22 protein-coding genes are annotated in these 21,857 nt (G+C 67.8%); 12 read left to right on the forward strand and 10 right to left on the reverse strand.

Translation table 11 applies throughout. The features are described from left to right. Positions 1-101: 101 nt before the first annotated feature. Both QM806_RS28490 and galE read left to right on the forward strand, forming a co-directional pair. Complete coding sequence (locus QM806_RS28490; protein WP_005240804.1) at positions 102-794, forward strand: iron-dependent transcriptional repressor DtxR; 693 nt, start codon at positions 102-104, stop codon at positions 792-794. Positions 795-797: 3 nt separating this feature from the next. After that, positions 798-1,790 (forward strand): UDP-glucose 4-epimerase GalE, encoded by a 993-nt coding sequence (galE, locus tag QM806_RS28495; RefSeq protein ID WP_005261105.1) that lies wholly within the window; start codon positions 798-800, stop codon positions 1,788-1,790. A 19-nt stretch (positions 1,791-1,809) separates the two neighbouring features. Here galE and QM806_RS28500 read toward each other — a convergent pair whose 3' ends face one another. Continuing rightward, a complete protein-coding gene (locus QM806_RS28500; RefSeq protein ID WP_240960845.1) occupies positions 1,810-2,034 on the reverse strand; it encodes a DUF4192 family protein in 225 nt (74 codons plus the stop codon). A gap of 542 nt (positions 2,035-2,576) precedes the next feature. Here QM806_RS28500 and QM806_RS28505 point away from each other — a divergent pair. Together QM806_RS28505 and QM806_RS28510 are read left to right on the forward strand one after the other, a co-directional pair. After that, positions 2,577-3,074, forward strand: coding sequence for a hypothetical protein (locus tag QM806_RS28505; RefSeq protein WP_133986578.1), 498 nt, complete (start codon positions 2,577-2,579; stop codon positions 3,072-3,074). Continuing rightward, the gene (locus QM806_RS28510) at positions 3,071-4,867 is read left to right on the forward strand and encodes a zinc ribbon domain-containing protein (protein ID WP_133986577.1); all 1,797 of its coding nucleotides are present in this window, start codon (positions 3,071-3,073) and stop codon (positions 4,865-4,867) included. Before QM806_RS28505 ends, QM806_RS28510 begins: the two co-directional genes overlap by 4 nt. A gap of 521 nt (positions 4,868-5,388) precedes the next feature. On the opposite strand, the gene QM806_RS28515 is transcribed toward QM806_RS28510, so the two are convergent. Together QM806_RS28515 and QM806_RS28520 are read right to left on the reverse strand one after the other, a co-directional pair. Continuing rightward, on the reverse strand, positions 5,389-6,054 hold the full coding sequence (locus QM806_RS28515; RefSeq protein ID WP_005568504.1) for a DUF5642 family protein: 666 nt from the start codon (positions 6,052-6,054) through the stop codon (positions 5,389-5,391). 140 nt (positions 6,055-6,194) lie between these two features. Then, the gene (locus tag QM806_RS28520; protein WP_120661249.1) at positions 6,195-6,821 is read right to left on the reverse strand and encodes an MBL fold metallo-hydrolase; all 627 of its coding nucleotides are present in this window, start codon (positions 6,819-6,821) and stop codon (positions 6,195-6,197) included. 285 nt (positions 6,822-7,106) lie between these two features. Here QM806_RS28520 and QM806_RS28525 point away from each other — a divergent pair, with 285 nt between their 5' ends. The 3 genes from QM806_RS28525 to QM806_RS28535 all read left to right on the forward strand — a co-directional run bounded on the left by QM806_RS28525 (position 7,107) and on the right by QM806_RS28535 (position 11,802). Then, positions 7,107-8,075: a proteasome assembly chaperone family protein gene (locus QM806_RS28525; protein ID WP_005568502.1), complete on the forward strand. Its 969-nt coding sequence runs from the start codon at positions 7,107-7,109 to the stop codon at positions 8,073-8,075. A 144-nt stretch (positions 8,076-8,219) separates the two neighbouring features. Continuing rightward, positions 8,220-9,257, forward strand: coding sequence for an alpha/beta fold hydrolase (locus QM806_RS28530; protein ID WP_005240793.1), 1,038 nt, complete (start codon positions 8,220-8,222; stop codon positions 9,255-9,257). A gap of 40 nt (positions 9,258-9,297) precedes the next feature. Next, on the forward strand, positions 9,298-11,802 hold the full coding sequence (locus tag QM806_RS28535; protein WP_054246697.1) for a DEAD/DEAH box helicase: 2,505 nt from the start codon (positions 9,298-9,300) through the stop codon (positions 11,800-11,802). A 3-nt stretch (positions 11,803-11,805) separates the two neighbouring features. Here the strand turns inward: QM806_RS28535 and QM806_RS28540 are convergent, their stop codons facing one another. Beyond that, entirely contained in the window at positions 11,806-12,210 is a 405-nt protein-coding gene (locus tag QM806_RS28540) for a DUF5997 family protein (protein WP_005240786.1), read from the reverse strand. 58 nt (positions 12,211-12,268) lie between these two features. Here QM806_RS28540 and QM806_RS28545 point away from each other — a divergent pair, with 58 nt between their 5' ends. Next, a complete protein-coding gene (locus QM806_RS28545; RefSeq protein WP_043793906.1) occupies positions 12,269-13,018 on the forward strand; it encodes a LysR family substrate-binding domain-containing protein in 750 nt (249 codons plus the stop codon). 9 nt (positions 13,019-13,027) lie between these two features. Here QM806_RS28545 and QM806_RS28550 read toward each other — a convergent pair whose 3' ends face one another. Beyond that, a complete protein-coding gene (locus QM806_RS28550) occupies positions 13,028-13,951 on the reverse strand; it encodes a hydrogen peroxide-inducible genes activator (protein ID WP_054246699.1) in 924 nt (307 codons plus the stop codon). A 111-nt stretch (positions 13,952-14,062) separates the two neighbouring features. Here QM806_RS28550 and QM806_RS28555 point away from each other — a divergent pair, with 111 nt between their 5' ends. Continuing rightward, positions 14,063-14,743 (forward strand): PhzF family phenazine biosynthesis protein, encoded by a 681-nt coding sequence (locus QM806_RS28555; RefSeq protein WP_005574543.1) that lies wholly within the window; start codon positions 14,063-14,065, stop codon positions 14,741-14,743. Here QM806_RS28555 and QM806_RS28560 read toward each other — a convergent pair. Next, positions 14,729-15,445, reverse strand: coding sequence for a hypothetical protein (locus QM806_RS28560; protein WP_005574544.1), 717 nt, complete (start codon positions 15,443-15,445; stop codon positions 14,729-14,731). The genes QM806_RS28555 and QM806_RS28560 overlap by 15 nt on opposite strands. Positions 15,446-15,511: 66 nt before the next feature. Here QM806_RS28560 and QM806_RS28565 point away from each other — a divergent pair, with 66 nt between their 5' ends. Beyond that, positions 15,512-15,766 carry a hypothetical protein gene (locus QM806_RS28565; protein WP_502943909.1) on the forward strand — a complete coding sequence of 85 codons (255 nt, stop codon included), beginning with the start codon at positions 15,512-15,514 and terminating at the stop codon, positions 15,764-15,766. Here QM806_RS28565 and QM806_RS28570 read toward each other — a convergent pair. Then, positions 15,730-16,962, reverse strand: coding sequence for an aminotransferase family protein (locus QM806_RS28570; RefSeq protein WP_283293654.1), 1,233 nt, complete (start codon positions 16,960-16,962; stop codon positions 15,730-15,732). The genes QM806_RS28565 and QM806_RS28570 overlap by 37 nt on opposite strands. Before the next feature lie 223 nt (positions 16,963-17,185). Here QM806_RS28570 and QM806_RS28575 point away from each other — a divergent pair, with 223 nt between their 5' ends. Then, on the forward strand, positions 17,186-18,322 hold the full coding sequence (locus tag QM806_RS28575) for a cation:proton antiporter (protein ID WP_054246701.1): 1,137 nt from the start codon (positions 17,186-17,188) through the stop codon (positions 18,320-18,322). 27 nt (positions 18,323-18,349) lie between these two features. Here the strand turns inward: QM806_RS28575 and QM806_RS28580 are convergent, their stop codons facing one another. Next, complete coding sequence (locus tag QM806_RS28580) at positions 18,350-19,714, reverse strand: MFS transporter (RefSeq protein ID WP_054246702.1); 1,365 nt, start codon at positions 19,712-19,714, stop codon at positions 18,350-18,352. A gap of 155 nt (positions 19,715-19,869) precedes the next feature. Between QM806_RS28580 and QM806_RS28585 the strand changes: the two genes are divergently transcribed. After that, on the forward strand, positions 19,870-20,253 hold the full coding sequence (locus tag QM806_RS28585; protein ID WP_005261119.1) for a VOC family protein: 384 nt from the start codon (positions 19,870-19,872) through the stop codon (positions 20,251-20,253). Here QM806_RS28585 and QM806_RS28590 read toward each other — a convergent pair. Then, a complete protein-coding gene (locus QM806_RS28590; RefSeq protein WP_037205470.1) occupies positions 20,215-21,294 on the reverse strand; it encodes an alpha/beta fold hydrolase in 1,080 nt (359 codons plus the stop codon). The two genes, QM806_RS28585 and QM806_RS28590, sit on opposite strands and share 39 nt — an antisense overlap. Before the next feature lie 136 nt (positions 21,295-21,430). Continuing rightward, positions 21,431-21,658 (reverse strand): Pr6Pr family membrane protein, encoded by a 228-nt coding sequence (locus QM806_RS41830; RefSeq protein WP_283293655.1) that lies wholly within the window; start codon positions 21,656-21,658, stop codon positions 21,431-21,433. Between the last annotated feature and the right edge of the window lie 199 nt (positions 21,659-21,857).

Raw genomic sequence — 21,857 nt, forward strand, 5'->3', positions numbered from 1 at the left:
GAGCAGACCCCGGCACGACCGGCACCGACGCGCTGCGGGGACGGACGGCGCCGGTGGCGGGCAATCACCGGTAGAATCAACCGAGACGAAGGGGTGTGAGTGTGAAGGATCTGGTCGACACCACGGAGATGTACCTCCGGACGATCTATGACTTGGAAGAAGAGGGCGTCGTCCCACTTCGAGCACGTATTGCCGAACGACTCGAGCAGAGCGGTCCCACGGTCAGCCAGACCGTTGCCCGGATGGAGCGTGACGGTCTCCTCCTGGTCGCCGGTGACCGCCACCTGGAACTGACGGAGAAGGGCCGCGAACTCGCGGTGTCGGTGATGCGCAAGCACCGCCTCGCCGAACGACTGCTGGTCGACGTCATCGGCCTCAAGTGGGAAGAGGTCCATGCGGAGGCGTGCCGCTGGGAGCACGTCATGAGCGAGGAAGTCGAGCGGCGCCTGGTGGAGGTGCTCAACAACCCAACTACTTCGCCGTACGGCAACCCTATTCCCGGGCTCGCGCTGCTCGGGCTGGACCGCCCGGTCGACGCCCCCGAGACGCTCATCCGGCTTACGGACGTGCCGCCCGGCAAGCCGACCGCTGTCGTCGTCCGGCGCCTCGCGGAGCACGTGCAGTCCGATCCGGACGTCATCGGGCAGCTGCGCGAGGCGGGCGTCGTCCCGGACGCGCGCGTCACCGTCGAGACCAAGCCCGGTTCGGTCACCATCACGGTGCCCGGCCACAGCGGGTTCGATCTGTCCGAGGAGATGGCACACGCCGTCCAGGTGAAGCAGGTACAGGGATAGTCGATGAAACTTCTGGTCACCGGCGGCGCCGGCTACGTCGGCAGCGTCTGCAGCACGGTCCTGCTCGAACGCGGACACGAGGTCGTCATCATCGACGACCTTTCCACGGGTAACGCCGACGCGGTGCCGCTCGGTGCCGAGTTCGTCGAGGGCGACGTCGCGGAGGTGGTGTCGGACGTGCTCGGCACGAGCGGCACACCCCGCTTCGACGGCGTCCTGCACTTCGCGGCGCAGTCGCTCGTCGGCGAGTCCGTCCAGTACCCGGAGAAGTACTGGCGCGGCAACGTCGTCACCACGCTCGAACTTCTGGAGGCCATGCGGCATTCGGGGACACGGAAACTCGTGTTCTCGTCGACCGCCGCGACATACGGCGAGCCGGAGCACTCGCCAATCACGGAGGCCGATCCGACCCGTCCCACCAATCCGTACGGGGCGACGAAACTCGCGATCGACCATGCCATCACGTCGTACTCGGTGGCTCATTCGCTCGCAGCGACCAGCCTGCGGTACTTCAACGTCGCGGGAGCGTACAAGTCGGCCGGCGAGAACCGGGTCGTCGAAACGCATTTGATTCCTCTCGTGCTCCAGGTGGCGCTCGGTCAGCGGGAGAAGATCTCGATCTTCGGAACCGACTGGCCGACTCCGGACGGAACGGCGATCCGCGACTACATCCACGTGCTCGACCTCGCCGAGGCGCACGTGTTGGCACTGGAGTCGTCGATCGAGGGAAGGCACCGCATCTACAATCTCGGCAGCGGTGCGGGTTTCAGTGTGCGCGAAGTCATCTCGGCGTGCGCTCGGGTCACCGGGCTCCCCATTGCGGTCGAGGACGCACCACGCCGGGCCGGTGATCCCGCCGTGCTGGTGGCGTCGAGTGATCGTGCGATCGCGGAGCTCGGGTGGCGGCCGGAGCACACCGACCTCGACGAAATCGTCGCCGACGCCTGGGCATACCTGCAGGAGCTGGGCGACCGGTCGCACGCGGCACGTCGGTGACGCCGACTCGGTCCGCGATTCAGCGGGGCAGCACGACACCTATCGCTTCGGCTCGCTCGTAACCGACGTCGGCCAGGCCCCGCACCTCGGTCGGCCGGAGTCCTGAGTGCGGTGCACCGTTTAGCAGGGTGGCCAACGCGATGCCGGCGAACGGCCCGTCGCCAAGAAGGTAGGCGCAGTATCCGAGCAGCGCCGCCGGGTTCGCGCGCTCCGGGCCCGGGAGGTTGCGGCGACGAGAATCCACAATTGACCGCGAACTCCTTGCAGTCAGCCGAATCGACGCCTATCTGGGCATGCCCGCATCGGAGTGTGCGGGAGCGAACGCCGGAGACGGTGAAGCAGTGTATTGCCGGGTGTCGGGCTCGACAGGGCATGTGCCATCGCTAGCCAATCAGGAACAGATATTGCGGAAGGCGATACTGGTGAGATCTATCGGGTCTACAAGGATCGCGGTTCGGTCTGCAGGAGCGGCGGGCGGGGCGCGGGGCGGATTCTTGACGACGCGGCCGAGGGTCGGTTCGCGGTGGTGCGGGTGGTGTGGGCGAGATCGATTGCCCCGGTCGGACGGTCGGTCCGCCTGCGGACTCCCTCCGAGGCTAAATGTCGGAGGTCGGCGTTACAGTCGAGATCTTGGGACCGGGGCGACAAATCGCTGGTGAAGGAGTTGATGGATGATGTCATGGCGTCGCTGGCATCGTTGTCCGGCCGGTTCTATCAGCTGCGGTCGAAACAGTATCAACACCGGCTTCGGGGCGGCGCCGCCGCACGGCTGGAACGGTGTACCCGGTGAGCATCTCGGATTGCGGGTCATCTCGGAAAGTGGAGGCGCTCGTCGATCACGACTTGTGCCCGGTAACGGGGGCAACGAAACTCGGCCTTGGGATGGGTAAGATGGGTGCCGCGATACGCGCCCACGAGGCGAGGCGGGTGGACGAGGAATATCCGAACCTGATCCGGAGCGAGCCGGACTTCAGGCACCTCGAATCCGAACAGCGCCGCCGCTGTACCGAAATCGAGATGCGTACAGTCCGCTACGTCGCTTTCCGTGCGGTGAATGACCTTTCCCGGGGGCCATCGGCGGACGATCTCTCCGGCGGAGAGCTGTCCGCCTTGCGGGTTGCGGGAGTTGATCCCGGCGATCACAGCACCTGGCCGCTACACACCTCCGGATGCCAAGGCACCCGCACAAAATTCGGAATTCCTTGCTGCGGCCGCGACTACTGCCGTCAGCTGGGCGCGACCCGGTTCGTTCGACTGTGCTTCGTTCCTGATCGACCAGCATGACCGGGCCGGGATCGACCGCGCCGCGGCAGTTCGCGTTCACCACACGCGCACACATGGCGGTCGACGACGCGACCGGTGAGCCGATCGGCCTCGACGACGTCGACACCCGGGTCGGGTGGCTCCTCGACCTGATCACCGCGGCTGGCGCCGAGTTGGTGTCACGCCTGTGGCAGCCGGCGACGTTCGATGTGCTCGCCACTGGCCTGGACCGCCACGATCGCAGACTGCCCGCACAAGGCCATGTCGCCGCGGCCCGCCTCGGCTGGAACCCGCGCTATCCGGACGGAATCTACGTGCCGTCCAGGGTGGGCAGGGTGGTGACGGCGCACGTTGTGGCGACCCTACGGACCCTGACATTCCGGGACACCGCTATCGCGGCACTGTCGGCCCGATTCGATCCAGCCACCGGGGCTGTGGCACCGTCGACCGAGTCGGCGGACTACGTGCCGCCGGGCTTCGTCCGAGGCGTGCAACGTCAACTCGCCGCACACGCCCGCCGCAGCGGCGCGGCACCGGCCGACCGGTTGCGGATCACCGACGTCCAGGGCCCGCCACAGACGAGCGCGATGGCCCAGCTGTCGGCCGCCGACCGGCAACTCGCACAGATCACCATGACAAAACGTGAACTGGTGTTGACGGTGAAGCTGCCCACCAGTCCCGCCCCGGCGGGGCGGGCGCAGTGGCGGCGGGTGCGGCTGACCGCCGCCATCCCCGCGCACCTGCACGGCCGGGCGGTCACCGACTGGCATCTGCCGACCCTGGTCCTCGACCGCCGGGGCCTGCTCTGGCGGTGCGCCGCGACCGAACTCGTCCCCGTAAACGACCCGAAATCGGCCACCGTCGCGGTCGGGGTCGATTGGTCTCCGTCCACGCTGGGTGCGGCCGCGATCGCAGCCGAGGGCCCAAGCGGGTTGTCCTCGGACTATCGGGGCTGGACCTACGACGACCGCGGGCTCGGAATCAAACTGGGGCGCCTGCAGGCCGAGGGGCAGATGCTGCACCGTAAGGCGGCCCGGTTGACCCGGCTGGCCGCCACCGCCCCACCTGAGGTCCGCGCCCTGCTGGAGGAGAAGATCGCCGTCCTGAACGAGCATCGCGAGGCGGTGGGCGTCAAGAGAGGGAGGATCAACCGGGAACTGGCGTTCCACTTCGCCCGCCAGGTCACCGACTACGCCGCCGCCGCGGATGCGGAGATGATCGCGGTGGAGGATCTGACCACTCTCGAGACTCGGGACCACGGGCGGGTCAACAACAACCGGGCCGCGCAGTCCGCCCGCCGACGAGCGGTCGCCGCGCTCGCGCACACCGCCGCCGGTGTCGGCGTCCCGGTGGTCTCGGTGCCCGCCCGGGGATCCTCCGCACAGTGTCCGGGCTGCGACAAACCACTTGCACGCCCCGGCGGCTACCACACCGCGTGGTGCCCCCGCTGCCAGGTCGGCGGCAACCGCGACCACCTCGCGGGGGTGAACCTGGCCAAACGCGCGCTGCTCGGCAGAAACAAGGTCACCCGTCGGCGCGGACGACTACCCGCGATCCGGGTGGCCGAACACGCGCCGGTGCGGCCATCGCGCGACAAGAACGGTCCCACTCCGAGCAGGCCACGGCACCGACGGGTTCGCCGCAGCCTGCCCACCGTCACACGGCTGTTGGGGGTGAATCCGAAACAGCATGTTCCTGCACCACAAGCGTCGGTGTGGGACACGGTCAAACCCACACCACCGCACGGTGATGCGGGTAGCCGTGACACACGTCCATCTCCAACGCCCACACCAGTGGCAGACAGTATGAGATAGCCGTAGACGCTGAACCATTCGCGGCCGGCGCTGCCGGCGCCGTTCTCCGCCGTGACGAACACGTCGAGAAGTTCGGTCGGTGTGCAGTCAGGAGCTCTTCGAATTCTTCGACGATCGCGGACAGCTTGTCCAGGGAGATCGCGGCCGGGTCGTGTCTCATGACGGCTCCGACCGACGGGTTGCGCTCCCCGGACAGGCGCACCGCCACGATCGAGCGGCGGGCCGGAATCCGAGCAGTGCGGGAACCGAGGCGAGAAGGTCGCCCGGGGCGGACAACGTGACGGTGTGCTGGTGCGGGGGCGGTCCCCCGCCGGGATCGTCGGAGAAACCGGAACCGTGCGGGAAATGCGGGTGTCGTCATGCATCAGACTCTGACGGGTCGACGCGTCGCCGCACGGCGGGCGAACTGGGAAAACCCAGAGGGCTGTGGATGGGCCGTCGGTTGTGGACAACCGGGCCGCCGCGCCGCGCAGACGCGCCGATCGACCGAGAAGTCGTCGGAGCCCTCTGCTAGGGCTTGCTCAGCTGTTCTGCACCTTCTGCACCGCGGCGGTGAACAACTCGTCGAGCGCGACGGTGTCGGCCTTCGCGTCGCCGAAAGACATGAAGGTCGCGGACACCCGCACGTCGCCCACCTGCGCGATCAACGTGACCATCGACTGGGTGACCTTGTCGCTCTCGTTGCCGGACTTGACGGTCCGCCGCAGCGCGAGGGTGTCGTCGGCCCGGACCGGAGGGGCCGGCGTGACCGCGGTGGTGACGGTGGACTCGGCCCCACTGTCCGTCACGGTGACCTCGCCGCACTTCTTCGTCTGTGCCGCCAGTTCGTCGAGGGGTGTATCGGTTCTGGTGAGCTCGACCGAGATCGTCGAACGGCTCGCGTTGTCCGTGCCCACCGCCATGACGGTGCCGGTCGGTCCGTAGTCCTGCGCAGGTGGCGCACAGTCCGCAGGGTCGACCACCGCGCCTTGCGGTACTCCCGTCAGGTCGGGTGCCGCCATCGACACGGCCTGGGCGGGCAGCACGATCGCCTCGTACCGGGCCGGGAAGTCGGCCGGATCGACCAGAAGCTTCGACAGTCCCTTTCCGGACGGCGAACCGGCCGCGATGGTCGTGCTCGGCTGCGCGACACCGGAGACCGTCGAGGAACACCCGGAGAGAATCGTCACCGCGGCCAGCGAGACCACCGGGACAACGATGGCCGTCCGTACCGCTGTGCGCCGAGACCTCACCGTCGACCTCCCGTGTCGGATGTGTGGTGCTCCCGCCCGGGGAGCCTTTCCGCCACTCTGCCACGCCGGCGCGCCGACAGCGGGGAGGCTGCGGCTCAGTTGCCGCGGGCGATCCACTCCTCCAGGTGCGGGGATTCGGTCCCGATGGTGGTTCCGTCGCCGTGCCCGGTGCGGACCGTCGTCGACGGCGGTAGCGCGAACAGACGGTCGCGGATGGACCCGATGATCGTCGGGAAGTCCGAGTAGGAGCGCCCGGTGGCTCCCGGTCCGCCCGAGAACAGGGTGTCGCCACTGAACAACTCCCCTGCCTCCGGCAGAAACAGGCAGCAGGAGCCGGGCGAGTGGCCGGGCGTGTGGAGCACGCGGAGGTCGGTCCCGGCCACGGCGATCTGCTGCCCGTCCTCGATCGGCGTGTAGGCGACGGCGGGGTGAGTCTGTCGCCACAACACGTCGTCGGCCGCATGGAGGTAGAGAGGGGCGTCCAGCGCCGTGGACAGTTCGGGCGCCACGGTGACGTGGTCGTTGTGGGCGTGTGTGCAGACGATGGCCCGCACGTGCCTGCCGCCGACAGCCTCGATGATCGGGGCGGCGGTGTGGGCGGCGTCGATCACCACCACCTCGGTGTCGTCGCCGACGATCCACACGTTGTTGTCGACGTCCCAGGTGCCCCCGTCGAGACTGAAGGTGCCGGAGGTGACCACTCGGTCGACGTGCACGCTCACGACTCGACCGCCGATCGCCGAACCCGGTACGCAATTGTTCGTACCCGTGCAGACATCGTGCACCTCCAGGATCTCGTCCGTCTGGGACCGTGCCGTTGCTCACATTGCCACAGACCGTGCGCGGGATCTCGCTGTGGGCGAACACCGGAAGGCCCCGGACGGGAATTATCGGTCGCCCGCGCCGTGTTCCCCCAGAGCGGGACCTCCGAGAGCAAAGTCCGACGTATCGATGCCGGAGACGATAGGGGACACTGGAGGCCAGGCACGAAGGAGAAGAGGTCTGTAATGGACGAACAGTCGAAGATGTACGAGCTGGAGTTCCCGGCACCGCAGCTGTCCTCCGCGGACGGCCAGGGACCTGTCCTGATCCACGGACTCGAGGGCTTCTCCGACGCAGGCCACGCCGTCAAACTCGCCACGACGCATCTCCGCGAGAGCCTCGAGAGCGAGCTGGTCGCCTCCTTCGCGGTCGACGAACTCGTCGATTACCGCTCCCGTCGGCCCACCATGACGTTCAAGGCCGACCACTTCTCGGACTACGACCAGCCCGAGCTGAACCTGTATGCGCTGAAGGACACGGCGGGTACCCCGTTCCTGCTACTGGCCGGCATGGAACCCGATCTCCGCTGGGAGCGGTTCACGACGGCGGTGCGCCTGCTGGCCGAGCAGCTCGGTGTACGCCGGACCGTGGGCATCAACGCCATTCCGATGGCCATCCCGCACACCCGCCCACTCGGGGTGACCGCGCATTCCACGAACAAGGACCTGATCAAGGACCACCAGCGCTGGTCCGGCGAACTGCAGGTTCCCGGCAGCGCGTCCTCGCTGATCGAGTTGCGGATGGCGCAGCACGGGCACGAGTCGGTCGGGTTCTCGGTTCACGTCCCTCATTACCTGGCGCAGACGGACTACCCGGGCGCCGCCGAGACCCTCCTCGAGAATGTGAGTGACGTCACCGACCTGGACCTGCCGCTGGCCGCGCTCGGCGAGGCCGCCGCACGCGTCCGCGAACAGGTCGACGAGCACATCGCAGGTAACGAGGAGGTACAAACCGTCGTCCACGCCCTGGAACGCCAGTACGATGCGTACGTAACAGCTCAAGAACAGCAGTCCACGCTCCTGGCCAGCGAAGAAGACCTGCCGAGTGGTGACGAACTCGGTGCAGAATTCGAGCGTTTCCTCGCCGAACAGGCCCTGCAGGACGGCGAGGACGGCGGCTCCGAGGAGGAGGGGGGATCACGGGGCGGGGCGTGACCGAGGAGCTGTTGTGCGGTCGCCACTCGGACACTGTGCGACCGCACGGTCCAGTTGTTCGGCCGAGAGCGGTGCAATAGCGTCGAGACCAAGCGGATGATTGAGCTGTCAACATTCGGGAGTGCACCCAGTTCAGGAGGCGACATGAGCGACACTCGCATTCGTAAGCTCAGGCCCGTTCCGAACGCCGAAACCCGCATGATGTTCCGCACGATCCACGGTTACCGCCGCGCGTTCCGCATGGCAGGTGAGGGTCCCGCGCTGCTGCTGATCCACGGCATCGGCGACAACTCGTCCACCTGGACCGAGATCATCCCGCACCTCGCCAAGAACTACACCGTCATCGCCCCCGATCTGCTGGGTCACGGACGCTCCGACAAGCCGCGGGCCGACTACTCGGTCGCGGCGTACGCCAACGGCATGCGCGACCTGCTGTCCACCCTGGGGATCGACAAGGTCACCGTCGTCGGTCACTCCCTCGGTGGCGGTGTCGCCATGCAGTTCTCCTACCAGTTCCCGCAGATGGTCGACCGGCTCGTCCTGGTCTCGGCCGGCGGCGTCACCAAGGACGTCCACCCGCTGCTGCGGCTCGCGTCGGTGCCGGTGGTCAACGAGGCGCTGAAACTGCTGCGCATTCCCGGCGCGATGCCCACCGTGCGTCTGGTGGGCAACGTGTTGAGCCAGCTGAACGGGACGCGACTGCGTCCCGGTGCGATGCTGCACGACACACCCGACCTGGTGCGCGTACTGGCGGAGCTGTACGACCCCACGGCCTACGAGGCATATCTGCGCACCCTGCGCGCGGTGGTCGACTGGCGCGGCCAGGTCGTCACCATGCTCGACCGATGTTATCTGACCGAGAATCTCCCGGTGCAGCTCATCTGGGGCGATCAGGACGCCGTCATTCCGGTTAGCCACGCCCACCTCGCGCACGCGGCGATGCCCGGCTCTCATCTCGAGATCTTCCGCGGCGCAGGCCATTTCCCGTTCCGCGACGACCCGATGCGGTTCCTGCGCACCATCGAGAAGTTCCTGTCAGTGACTCATCCCCTGCAGTTCGACGAAGCGAAGTGGCGGCAGATGCTCGTCACCGGCGTCGGTGAGAGCACCATCACCGGCAGCGCGTCCACCCGCATGGCGGTCCTCGACGCGATGGGATCGGACGAACGCAGCGCGACATAGGCCCGGCAGCGGTGCACCGCCTTCCGGCTAGCCTGTAGCAGTGCTTCTCTCCGACCTGCTCCCCGAGAACGCGGATTCCGATTCCGTTTTCGACGCCTTCACCTCCTGGACCGAAGAACGGGGTCTGACGCTCTACCCCGCCCAGGAAGAATCCGTGATGGAGCTGGTGTCGGGGGCCAACGTGATCCTGGCGACGCCCACCGGATCCGGCAAGTCGATGGTGGCGGTCGGCGCCCACTTCTACGCCATGGCCACCGGCAAGCGCACCTTCTACACCGCCCCGATCAAAGCCCTTGTCAGCGAGAAGTTCTTCGCCCTGTGCGAGGTGTTCGGCGCGGAGAACGTCGGCATGATGACCGGCGACGCCGCCGTCAACTCGCGGGCACCGATCATCTGCGCGACCGCCGAGATCGTCGCGAACCTCGCACTGCGCGAGGGCCCCGAGTCCGACATCGGTCAGGTCGTGATGGACGAGTTCCACTTCTACTCCGAACCCGACCGGGGCTGGGCGTGGCAGGTCCCCCTCGTCGAGCTCCCCCACGCCCAATTTCTGCTCATGTCGGCCACCCTCGGCGAGGTCGACTTCTTCTCTTCCGACCTCACCCGCCGGACCGGCCGCCCCACCACCGTGGTGGCGGGCACCGAGCGTCCCGTTCCCCTCATGTTCTCGTACGCCACGACACCGGTGAGCGAGACGATCGAGGAACTGGTAACCACCAATCAGGCCCCCGTCTACGTGGTTCACTTCACCCAGGCCGCAGCCCTCGAACGCGCACAGGCCCTGACCAGCGTCAACTTCTGCTCGCGCGAGGAGAAGGACGCCATTGCCGAAGCGCTGGGCGGCTTCCGGTTCACCACCGGATTCGGCAAGACGCTCTCGCGTCTCGTCCGGCACGGTATCGGCGTCCACCACGCGGGCATGCTGCCGAAATACCGCCGTCTCATCGAGAAGCTGGCGCAGGACGGTCTGCTGAAGGTCATCTGCGGTACCGACACCCTCGGTGTGGGGATCAACGTCCCCATCCGCACCGTGCTCCTCACCGGGCTGACCAAGTTCGACGGCACCCGCACGCGGCACCTCCGCGCCCGCGAGTTCCACCAGATCGCGGGACGCGCGGGACGCGCCGGCTACGACACCCTGGGCACCGTGGTCGTGCAGGCCCCCGAACACGAGGTCGAGAATCTGCGTGCACTCGCCAAAGCGGGCGACGACCCGAAGAAGCGCCGGAAGGTGCAGCGCAAGAAGGCGCCGGACGGCTTCGTGTCGTGGAGCGAGGCCACGTTCGATCGGCTCGTCGCCGCGTCACCCGAACCGCTCGTCTCACGGTTCTCCGTGTCGAACTCCATGCTGCTCAACGTAATCGCGCGACCGGGCAACTGCTTCGAGTCCATGCGGCATCTCCTCGAGGACAACCACGAGTCGCGACCCGCGCAGCGCAAGCACATCCTCAAGGCGTTGTCGTTGTACCGCGGGCTGATCGACGCCGGCGTGGTGCAGAGACTCGACGAACCCGACGCCGACGGCCGCATGGCCCGGCTCACCATGGAACTCCAGCGGGACTTCGCACTCAACCAGCCGCTGTCCCCGTTCGCCCTGGCCGCCCTCGAACTCCTGGACGTCGAATCCGATTCCTATGCACTGGATGTGGTGTCGGTGATCGAGTCGACCCTCGACGACCCGCGGCAGGTCCTCATGGCGCAGCAGCACTTCGCCCGCGGTGAGGCGGTCGCGCAGATGAAGGCCGACGGGATCGAGTACGAGGAACGGATGGAACTGCTCGAGGAGGTCACCTGGCCCAAGCCTCTCGCGGACCTGCTGTTCCCGGCGTTCGAGATGTACCGCGGTGGGCATCCGTGGATCACGGAGTTCGCGCTGTCGCCCAAGTCGGTGGTGCGCGACATGGTCGAGCGGGCCATGACGTTCGCCGAAATGGTCAGCCACTACGGTCTGGCCCGTTCGGAGGGGCTCGTGCTGCGATATCTCGCGGACGCGTATCGCGCACTGCGCCAGACCGTTCCGACCGAGGCCCGGACGGAGGAGCTGGACGACCTCATCGAGTGGCTGGGCGAGCTGATCCGCCAGGTGGATTCGAGCCTGCTCGACGAATGGGAATCTCTCACCGACCCCGGCGCGGAGGGAGACGACCAGCAGGTCGCGTTCGGCGCCGATGTGCCGCGCCCGATCTCGGCGAACACGCGGGCATTCCGGGTGATGGTGCGCAACGCCATGTTCCGGCGTATCGAACTCGCGTCGCGGCGGCGGTGGGCCGAACTGGAGGGACTCGACGACGGCATCGACGCCGAGGAGTGGGAGGACCAGCTCCAGCCGTACTTCGACGAATACGACTCCCTCGGCACCGGCCCCTCGGCGCGCGGCCCCCAACTGTTCCAGGTGGAGACCGCGCCCGAGCTGTGGCGGGTGCGGCAGGTCCTCGAGGACCCGCAGGGCGATCACGGGTGGGCGTTGACGGCGGTCGTCGACCTTCCCGAGTCCGACGCGGCCGGCGAAGTGATCTTCGACGAGCTCAGCATCGTCGAGGGTTAGCGGTCAGGAACGCGGCCGGCGGGGCTGATCACGCCGCGCCGCGTTCTTCTCCTTGATGCGGACGGTCTCCTTGCGGACCTCGGCCTGGGTGGCACGTTCCTGCTGCAGCCATTCGGGTCGATCGGCCATGAGCGCGTCGATCTGCTCGGTGGTGAGCGCCTCGGTGACGCCGCCTCGGGCGAGGCCCGCGATGGACACCCCCAGCTTCGCCGCGACCACCGGCCGCGGGTGCGGGCCGTTGCGGCGCAGCTCGAGCAGCCACTCCGGCGGATCGCTCTGCAGTGCACTCAGCTCGTCGCGGGAGACGAGACCCTCCTGGAACTCCGCGGGGGTGGCCTCGAGGTACACACCCAGCTTCTTCGCCGCGGTGGCGGGCTTCATAGTCTGAGGGCTCTTGTGCGACGTCATGGTGTCAAGAGTAACGAGCGTGTGCGGCGTCGTTGACCAAGGCCGGTAGCCTGACGGAGTGACAGACGCGGATGCATCCCCTTCGTTCCGGCTCGCGTATGTCCCGGGCGTGACCCCTACCAAGTGGGTGCGGATCTGGAACGAACGGCTGCCCGACGTCCCGCTCACCCTCGTCCCGGCAGCGGCCTCGGCCGCACCCGACCAGTTGCGCGGCGGCGGCGCGGACGCGGGCCTGGTGCGGCTGCCGATCGACCGGACCGGTCTCAGCGCCATCCCCCTGTACACCGAGATCCCCGTGGTCGTGGCGCCGAAGGACCATGTGGTGGCGGCGGTGGACGAGGTGTCGATCGCGGATCTGGCCGACGAGATCGTGCTGCACCCGCTCGACGACGTCCTCGTCTGGGACAGCGTGCCGGGACTGCCGGCCCAGGACCGCCCCGCCACGACGGCCGACGCAATCGAACTGGTCGCTGCGGGGATCGGGTTGCTCGTCGTCCCGCAGTCGCTCGCTCGGCTCCACCACCGCAAGGACCTCGTCTACCGGACGGTGTCGGACGGCCCGGAGTCACGGATCGCGCTGTCGTGGCCGGAGGACGAGACCACCGAACTGGTGGAGGAGTTCATCGGCATCGTCCGAGGCCGGACCGTCAATAGTTCCCGGGGCCGCACCCCGACGCCGGCGCAGCCGAAGAAGAAGCGTCCCGCCGCGGCGACTGCACGCCAGAAACCGGCCACGGGAGCCAGGACGTCCCGGTCGGGCTCCGGAGCGAAGGGTGGCAAGAAGGGCAAACCGCGGCGGCGGTCCTAGGCCCTGAGGTCAGGCGGGCGCGCCGACCGACGCCGTCTTCGTGAGGAGGGCAGCGAGTTGCCCGTAGCCGTCCGCACGGGCACTGGACGAGCGGAATACGAGGCCGATCGTGCGGCCGGGCGCCGGAGCCGCGAAGCGGGCGGTCGCGAGCGGTCCCCGTCCGGTCTCCACCTGGACGGCGGATTCCGGCACCAGGGTGACGCCGAGCCCGCCGGCGACGCACTGCACCACCGTCGACAGTGACGTGGCGCGGGTGTCGCCCGCAACCGGGTGCGCGTCGACCGAGCGGCACAGGTCGAGGGTCTGGTCGCGCAGGCAGTGCCCCTCGTCGAGCAGCAGGAGGGGAAGCGCGTCCAGCATCTGCGGCGAGACGTCGGTGCGACCCGCGAGTGCGTGTCCCTCCGGGACGACCATCACGAAATCTTCTGTGTACAAAGGAATATCGACGAGACCGCTGACACCAGTCGGCAACGCCAGCACCGCGACGTCGAGCGCACCCACACGCAACGCCTCCAGAAGTCGCGCCGTCTGGTCCTCGATGACCTGCGGCTCGAGGGCGGGCATCTCCTCGCGCAGCGCCGGCAACAGGGCTGGCAGTACGTACGGGGCCACGGTGGGGATCAGCCCGATACGCAGCGGTCCGGCCAACCGGTCGCCGACACCCGCGGCCGTCGCGACGAAACCGTCCGCGGCCTCGAGGATGACCTTGGCCTGACCGAGGAGCCGCTCCCCGGCAGTGGTGACGAGGACGCGTCGGGTGCTGCGCTCGATGAGCTGCACGCCGAGCCCGTTCTCCAGGGCGGCGAGCGACTGCGACAGTGTGGGTTGACTCACACTCAATCGCGCTGCCGCCGTGCCGAAATGGCGGTATTCCGCGACTGCCACGAACGCACGCAGCTGCGACAGTGTGGGTTGATAACTCTGATCAGCCATGCCTATCAGCCTAGCGTTATCCATCACCTCTGCCTTTTGACCCGGGGCCGGTGGCGAACTCTCCCACCGTCGAGGCACTGCCTCGAGGTCGACGAGCGATAGGGTGCGTCAATGCCCATCCACGTAGATGTCGTCCGGGTGTTCACCGACGACAAAGGACGCCACGGCAATCCGCTCGGCATCGTCGACTCCTCGGCCGTCCCGCCCGAAAACCGGCAGTCCGTCGCTGCCGCACTCGGATACAGCGAGACGATCTTCGTCGACGTGCCCGGACCCGGCGACGAGCACGCGCGCGCCCAGATCTTCACCCCCACCACCGAACTGCCCTTCGCCGGACACCCCACGGTCGGACTGTCCTGGTGGCTGCACGAGCGCGGCGCCGCGGTCACCACACTCGACGTGCCCGCGGGCCCGGTCGCCACCCGCCGTTCCGGCGCCTTCACCTGGGTGCGGGCCCGGCCGGAGTGGGCGCCCGAGTTCTCGCTGTACCCCATGAACAGCGTGCGCGAGGTTCAGTCTGCGGACCCGAAGAAGTTCGGTTCCGGACACCATTATCTGTGGGCCTGGACCGACAAGGTCGAGCACTCGATCCGGTCGCGAATGTTCGCCCCGGACATGGGCATCACCGAGGACGAGGCCACCGGTGCCGCGGCCGTCCGGATCACCGCGCACCTCCGGCACGCCCTCCTGATCACCCAGGGCAAGGGATCCGAACTGCGCACCACCTACGATCCCGCCGGCTGGATCGAGGTCGGCGGACGAGTCCACCCCGAGAAGTCACGCACCCTCTGACGACGGCCGCCGACCTCGCCCCGCGGTGAGGTCGGCTTCGCTCAGAGTCACCTCGATCTCCCGGCCCAGCGTCACACCGGGAGCGAGGGGAAGCCTGTCGCCGCTCCAGAACTTGCCGGGGTCGTACCAGTTGGTGCGCCTGCGCCCGCTGATCAGACCCATCTCCTCGTACGTCTGTGCAACCACCTCGGCGCAATAGGCACTTTCGAGGCCGCCCGATTTCTTCTGCCGGCGCCCCGTCCGGGGAAGGCGCCCGCCGAACCACCGTGACGCAAGTTTCGCGGTGGACGGGAACGGGGTTCCGTCGAGCCGTGCGATCGTCCGCAGCAACGCGTCCTCCTGCTGCGACGTCGCGGGTTCGGCGAGTTGGCGCAGCCATCCCCGCTGCCCGTACCGCGCACCCCACACCTGGACGGCGGCGCGCAGGTCGTGGAGTTGCACACCGCGCTGGAAGCGTCCCGTCCACATGTCCTGCAGCGAATGCCCCAGCTCGGCGTGCCACATCAGCGGCGGCAGGTCCTCGAGGACCACCGACATGCCGACGTGGTTGACCGGACTGTTCGTCAGCGTCTGAATGGCCCTGTCGGCCGGAGACTCTCCGCGGAAGATCCAGATGTCGCCGGTGCGGGTGACCTCGACCGCGGTGTCGAGGTCGATGGTGGAGCCGTGTCGTCGTGCGTCCGTGTGCCGTGGCGCGTCCATGGGCCCTAGCCTAGAAGGATGCGACCCCGTGGCAGGCAATGGTGGAAACTTCTCGGACTCGCCGGTGTGGTGGGTGTCGCCGCGACCGGGGTCGTCGCGGTGCGCGCGGATCGGCAACGCAAGGCGTACACGCCCGACGAGGTCCGGGCGCGTCTCCACGAGCGCTACACCCGCGCGTACGCGGTGCACGACGGGCAGAAGGAGATCGACCTGACCCCGCCCACCTGGCGGGACCGGGTCACCGGTGCCCTGCGCCGCCTCCGCAGGCGGGGCACCGGGACCGATCAGCCCAGGGCCCGGCGGATTCCGTCCGCGACCTGAGCGACCTGCTCGTCCGTCATCACGAACGCCGGCGAGATCTGCATGGCACCCTGACCGGCGGCGCGCCCCGAGATCCCGTGTTCGCGCAACGTGTTCACGAACGGGAGCGCTTCCGCCGGATCGGCCAGCTGCACCGCCGCGACCGCACCGAGACCGCTGCGCACTTCCTCGACCCGCGGGTGGTCGGCGAGGGGCGCGAGGTGCTCGCGCAGTGACGACTCGAGCCGCTTCGACTCTGCCAGCAGGTTCTCGCGCTCGATGATGTCGAGGTTGGCGAGAGCAGCCGCGGCGGCACCCGCGTGCCCACCGTAGGTGTAGCCGTGCCGCCACCAGATCCCGCCGGCGTAGAACGGCTCGGCCACACGCGGGGCGATGAACACCGCCCCCATCGGGACGTATCCGGAGGTGAGACCCTTTGCCGTCGTCATCATGTCGGGCTGCAGGTCGAATCGCGTCGACGCGAACCACTCGCCGCCGATGCGACCGAATCCCGTGACCACTTCGTCGACGACGAACAGGATGTCGTGCTCGCGGCAGATGTCGCGGACCTCCGCGAGGTAGCCCTCCGGCGGCAGGTAGACGCCGCCCGCACCGATGACGGGTTCGCAGAAGAACGCGGCGATCGTGTCGGCGCCGATCTTCTCGATCAGCTCGAGCAGGCCCTTCGCGTCGTTCCAGGCGACCGTGGCGGCGTCGGCCATCAACTCGCCGTAACCCTCGCGGTTGGCGGGAATTCCCGCCAGGGCGGTGCCCGCCACGTGCATCCCGTGATAGGCCTTTTGGCGGCCGACCACGATCGTCTTGGACGGCTTGCCCATCTCATGCCAGTAGCGGCGGGCGAGCTTGGCCGCCGTGTCCACGGAATCCGAACCACCGGACGTGAAGAAGATCTTGCTGCCCGGCACCGGCGCGATGGTCGCGAGACGATCGGCCAGGGTCGCGGTGGTCTCGGGAACGAAGTCGCCGAAGTTCGAGAAATGGGCCACGGTCCGCAACTGCTGCGCGACGGCGTCCGCGATCTCCGCACGGCCGTGCCCCACGTTGGTGAACCACAGCCCGGCCGTCGCGTCGAGGTAACGGTTGCCGCGGTCGTCCCAGATGTAGGCGCCCTCGCCGCGGGACACCACGAAGGGCCCCTTCTGTTCCACCGCGCCCATGTCCGCGAATCCGTGCCACAGTGCCGACGCCATGCTCATCCCTTCGTGAAACCCGCCCCGAGCCGACTATGCCATGTGGCCTGGGAATCCCCTCGCCCGACTCACGCGTCCCTCGCCTGGTCGGCCCGACCTCCTTGCCTCGATCGGAGTCGGACCGCGGGCTTCGGCAGGCACAATCTCTCCATGCCCGGAGTGAGATGTCGCGAGAACTGGAAGACCCCGTGCCGGCCGTCGAGCTCGACTGCACCGAACTGACATACGCATGTCCTTCGAAGTACTCGCGCTGATCTCCGCCGCAGCCTTGGCCGGCCCCGTGCTCGCGAGTCGCCGGACCTGGCATCTACCGGTCGTTCTCGGCGAGTTGCTTGCCGGAATCCTCCTCGGCTTTACGGGTCTGCGCATACTCGATCCCGGCGATCCCACCTTCACTTTCCTCGCGGACATCGGCTTCGCGCTCGTCATGTTCGTGGCCGGCACACATGTGCCGATCCGGGACGCACGCATCCGGCCTGCGCTGGCGAAAGGCGTGGTTCGGGCTGTTCTCGTCGGTGTCGGTGCCACCCTGGCAGGGTTCGGGATCGCTCAGGCATTCGGTACCGGCCACGCCGCTCTGTACGCGGTCCTCATCGCGTCGTCGTCCGCAGCGCTCGTCCTACCCCTGATCGACTCGCTCGGGCTCGAGGGCACACCGATCGTGCAGACCGTAGCCCAGGTCGCGGTTGCCGACATCGCGTGCATCGTCGCTCTGCCGCTCGTGATCGATCCGGCGCAGGCCCCACGCGCCGCAGCAGGCGCGGTAGCCGTGACGGGGGCGACCGCCGTCTTCTACGCGGTCCTCCGTGCGAGTGACAAACGCGGCTGGCTTCACAGCCTGCATCAGGAGTCCAAGGAACGCGGCTTCGCACTGGAACTGCGGATCAATCTCGGGGTCCTGTGCCTCCTGGCGGCATTGGCCGTTCACTCCCACGTGTCGATCATGCTCGCCGGTTTCGCACTCGGACTGGTGATCGCGGCAGTGGGCGAGCCGCGACGCCTGGCCAAGCAGCTGTTCTCGATCACCGAAGGATTCTTCGGGCCGTTGTTCTTCGTCTGGCTCGGCGCATCATTGAATGTCCGGGACCTCGGGGCGGACCCCTCCTTGATACTGCTCGGCGTTGCGCTCGGCCTCGCTGCCGTTCTCGTCCACTGCCTGACACGGCTGGTCGGTGTGCCGCTGCCCCTCGGCGTATTGGCCGCCGCTCAACTCGGCGTGCCCGTGGCCGCGGCGGCGATCGGTACGCAATCGCATCTCCTGGGCCCAGGCGAGCCTTCGGCACTGATCCTCGGCGCGCTGGTCACCATCGCTGCCACCACATTCGCCGGCGCGATGGCGGCACGTCGGGGGTTCGGCGCGCCCTGACAGGCGTCAGGGGCACACCCACACGCGTCACTTCTCCGCCAGGGCGGTGGGGTGCGGCACCGTGTCGATTCCCGGTATCCCGCGACCACGGATCGACGCGCCCGCCGTCTCGGCCACGAAGTACAGCGCGACGAGGCCGATCGCGCACGCGGCCATCATGTAGAACGCCGGCATCAGCGTGTTGCCGGTCCATTCGATGAGCAGTTCGTTGACCGCAGGTGCGGTGCCACCGAACAACGACGTCGACACGTTGTACGCGATGGCGAAACCCGCGAACCGCACGTGCGTCGGGAACATGGCCGGGAACGTCGCCGAAATCGTGGACAGCTGCAGGACGTACAGCAACCCGAGCACCGCGAACGCGAGGATCGCCCATCCGAAACCCTGACGCATCAGCAGGTACATCGGGACGGCGAGCACGATCAATCCCACGAGCGAGCCGTACCACAGCGGTTTTCGGCCCACCCGGTCCGACAACCCGCCGGCGAACGGAATGACGGCCATCATCACGAGCTGCCCGACGATGAACAGGGACAGCGACGCGGTGGACGTCAGGCCGATCTGTGTCTCCAGATATGTCGGCATGTAACTGAGCAGGGTGTAATTGGTGACGTTCAACGCGATGACGAGGCCGCCGAGCAGCAGCAACGGCTTCCAGTACTCGGTCACCAGATCCTTGAACTCGTGGGTCGGCGTCGACTCCACCTCGCCCTCCGCGTCCAGTTCCCGGAACACGGGTGTCTCCTCGAGCTTGGTCCGCAGGTAGAGGCCGATCAGACCCATCGGTCCGGCGATCAGGAACGGGATACGCCAGCCCCAGGTGGACATGAACGGATCGCTGGAGAACAACTCCACCGCCAGGACCACGATCGCACCCAGCGCATACCCGCCGAGCGTGCCGAACTCGAGAAAACTTCCGCAGAAACCGCGCTTGCGGTCCGGCGAGTACTCGGCCATGAACGTTGCCGCGCCGCCGTATTCGCCGCCCGTCGAGAAGCCTTGGATCATGCGCAGCAGCACCAGCAGCAGGGGCGCCCACAAACCGATGACGTCGTATCCCGGCACGAGGCCCACGCAGAACGTCGCACCCGCCATCAGGATGATCGTCAGTGCCAGAACCTGGCGGCGTCCGAGCCGGTCACCCAGCGGACCCCACACGAGGCCGCCGAGCGGTCGCACGACGAACGACACCGCGAACACGAGCAGGGCGTACAAGGTGGCCGAACCGGTGTCGCCGGGAAAGAACGTGGCCGAAATGTACGACACGGTGAACGCGTAGACGCCGTAGTCGAACCATTCGGTGGCGTTACCCATCGCCGACGCCGCGATCGCGCGACGGAGAACACCTGGTGGGAGAGTTTCCTGCTCGGCTGACGAACTCGCAGATGCCATGGTGATCCCGTCTCCTCGGGCCGGTTTCGCGTTCACTCATTGTGGCCCGAGTGGCACGTGTTGTCGCGCGTTTGCCGGTTACAGACACGCCACGGAGGCGCCCGAGCCGTCCCCGTGACAGTGTGCGACCACCGTCGCGCGGGTATCCGCAACCCATGACCAGCCGAATCATCGCCATCGCCGTCGACTGCCGTGACGCGGAATCACTGTCACGATTCTGGTGCGACGCCCTGGGCTATCCGTCGACCCGCCGCTGGAAGGACTCGTACGGGCTCGAGTACGTCGAATCGAACGCACCGGGGTCCCCGTCACTGGTGTTCCAGCCCGTCGACGACCCGAAGTCCGGGAAGAACCGCCTGCACCTCGACATCGCGCCGTCGTCCGGTACCCGCGACGAGGAGGTCCGGCGGCTCCTCTCGCTCGGCGCACGCCGGCTGAGCGACGACCCGAATGTTCCCTGGGTGGTCCTCGCAGACCCCGAGGGCAACGAATTCTGCGTGTTACCGGAACGTGGGACCGACGACGGGACGACCACGTAGCCCTCGCCACCAGGCGGCGGGCCCGCCGTGGGCGACCCAGTGCCGTGCGTGGTCCACGTAATCCGTCGCCACCCGGACCCACTCACTCCAGGCACTCGGCGTGGGAAGGGTTTCGACCGAACGGGTCAGGAGACGATCGATCGCGTCCGAGACGAGCTCTGCGCGCTCCAACTGCACCATGTGCCCCGCACCGGGGACCTTCACCAGTTCCGCGTCGGGCAGATGCCCGGCGATCGCCTTCGAATACCGGAAGGGGGTCAGGAGGTCGCGGTCGCCGCACACCACCAGCGTCTCGATGGGTGCGAGCAACGGCACCGCCGCCGTCTCGTCGTGATTCTTGAACGACGGCAGGAAGTCCACGAGCGTCTTGAGGGACGTGTCGTTGATCATCTGCTCGGAGTGCCACACGATCGCCGGGCTGATGCTGCGGTTACCGAACGACGCCGACCTCAGGATCGGCGCCAGCACCCTCTTGCTCGCGCCGCGACCGCTCTGGACGACCCGGGGCAGGTGGCGGGCGGCGGTGCTGAATCCGGCAACCACCGGCGTGTTGAGGGTCCGCGCGAGCCCCACGTCACCCAGCTTCTCCGCCGCGGTGGCGATCAGGCCCACCCCGACGATGCGGGACCCGATCAGATCGGGATGCTGTCCGACGTACGACAGGACCGCCATACCGCCCATCGAATGGCCGACCAGCACGATCGGCCCCTCGGGCACGAGCGCACGGATCACGGCGTCGACGTCCTGCGCGAGATGCGGAATGGTGCAGGTGGCGCGCCGCGGCACCCCGGAGTCGCCGTGCCCCCGCAGGTCGAAGAACACCATGCGAATCGTCGAGCCCCACGCCTCCTCGAGCTGAACCCGCTGGAAGTGCCACCCGGTCATTCTGTTGCAGAAGCCGTGGACGAACACCACCGTCAAAGGCGCGAACGCCGGACCCACCTCGCGCACCGCGAGCGGCACACCGTCGTCGGCGGCCACGACACTGCCGCGGTCGCGGCCGAGCAGGTCGAAGGTCTCGCCTGCGAACTCGTCGAACATAATCTCCCAGCCGTTGCCGAAGTCACGGATGATCGCGCGGACGCCTGTCGTGTGGAGGATAGCGCGGTCCGCGAATCGTCCGCGCGCACCTTCGCCGCTACCGATCCTCGTCGTACCGCCGGCGTGCACCGAGACGTCACACCGCGTTGACGGCGAACGCCATCAACGCCATCGCCAGCAACAACACGACCGCCGTGACGGCGAGCTGAAGGTACCCCTGCTGCCGGGGGTCCAGGAACGGGTACGGGTACGGGTACCAGTCGACGATCGGACCCCGTATCAGGGAATAGGCGCCGTACACGGCCGGGAACACCAGCCAGCTCAGGCTCTGTGCCTCGGAGATCCGCACCCGGGACGGGGCCACCACCCAGTCCAGCAGCAGGACGAATTGGCCAGTGAGAAGTCGTCGCTGCCGGCGCTACGGAGAGGAATCCACAGCAACGCGATCAGCCCGTAGACGGCGAAGACCGCCCGCAGAACCCGAACGATCCTCTGACCTCCCAGGTCCGTGACGACGGCAGCGTCCATCCGCCGATATTCGCACACGGGCGGGCGCGGCACAG

The organism is Rhodococcus sp. IEGM 1351, assembly GCF_030056875.1.
In the GTDB taxonomy this organism is placed as follows: domain Bacteria; phylum Actinomycetota; class Actinomycetes; order Mycobacteriales; family Mycobacteriaceae; genus Rhodococcus_F; species Rhodococcus_F opacus.

What these genes read in the sequence shown, in the direction of transcription:
- QM806_RS28540 (WP_005240786.1), bottom strand. Translation starts at nt 12,210, where the DNA reads ATGACGTCGCACAAGAGCCCTCAGACTATGAAGCCCGCCACCGCGGCG.
- QM806_RS28560 (WP_005574544.1), bottom strand. Translation starts at nt 15,445, where the DNA reads ATGGACGCGCCACGGCACACGGACGCACGACGACACGGCTCCACCATC.
- galE (WP_005261105.1), top strand. Translation starts at nt 798, where the DNA reads ATGAAACTTCTGGTCACCGGCGGCGCCGGCTACGTCGGCAGCGTCTGC.
- QM806_RS28585 (WP_005261119.1), top strand. Translation starts at nt 19,870, where the DNA reads ATGACCAGCCGAATCATCGCCATCGCCGTCGACTGCCGTGACGCGGAA.
- QM806_RS28530 (WP_005240793.1), top strand. Translation starts at nt 8,220, where the DNA reads ATGAGCGACACTCGCATTCGTAAGCTCAGGCCCGTTCCGAACGCCGAA.
- QM806_RS28590 (WP_037205470.1), bottom strand. Translation starts at nt 21,294, where the DNA reads ATGTTCGACGAGTTCGCAGGCGAGACCTTCGACCTGCTCGGCCGCGAC.
- QM806_RS28570 (WP_283293654.1), bottom strand. Translation starts at nt 16,962, where the DNA reads ATGAGCATGGCGTCGGCACTGTGGCACGGATTCGCGGACATGGGCGCG.
- QM806_RS28510 (WP_133986577.1), top strand. Translation starts at nt 3,071, where the DNA reads ATGACCGGGCCGGGATCGACCGCGCCGCGGCAGTTCGCGTTCACCACA.
- QM806_RS28555 (WP_005574543.1), top strand. Translation starts at nt 14,063, where the DNA reads ATGCCCATCCACGTAGATGTCGTCCGGGTGTTCACCGACGACAAAGGA.
- QM806_RS28550 (WP_054246699.1), bottom strand. Translation starts at nt 13,951, where the DNA reads ATGGCTGATCAGAGTTATCAACCCACACTGTCGCAGCTGCGTGCGTTC.
- QM806_RS28525 (WP_005568502.1), top strand. Translation starts at nt 7,107, where the DNA reads ATGGACGAACAGTCGAAGATGTACGAGCTGGAGTTCCCGGCACCGCAG.
- QM806_RS28575 (WP_054246701.1), top strand. Translation starts at nt 17,186, where the DNA reads ATGTCCTTCGAAGTACTCGCGCTGATCTCCGCCGCAGCCTTGGCCGGC.
- QM806_RS28580 (WP_054246702.1), bottom strand. Translation starts at nt 19,714, where the DNA reads ATGGCATCTGCGAGTTCGTCAGCCGAGCAGGAAACTCTCCCACCAGGT.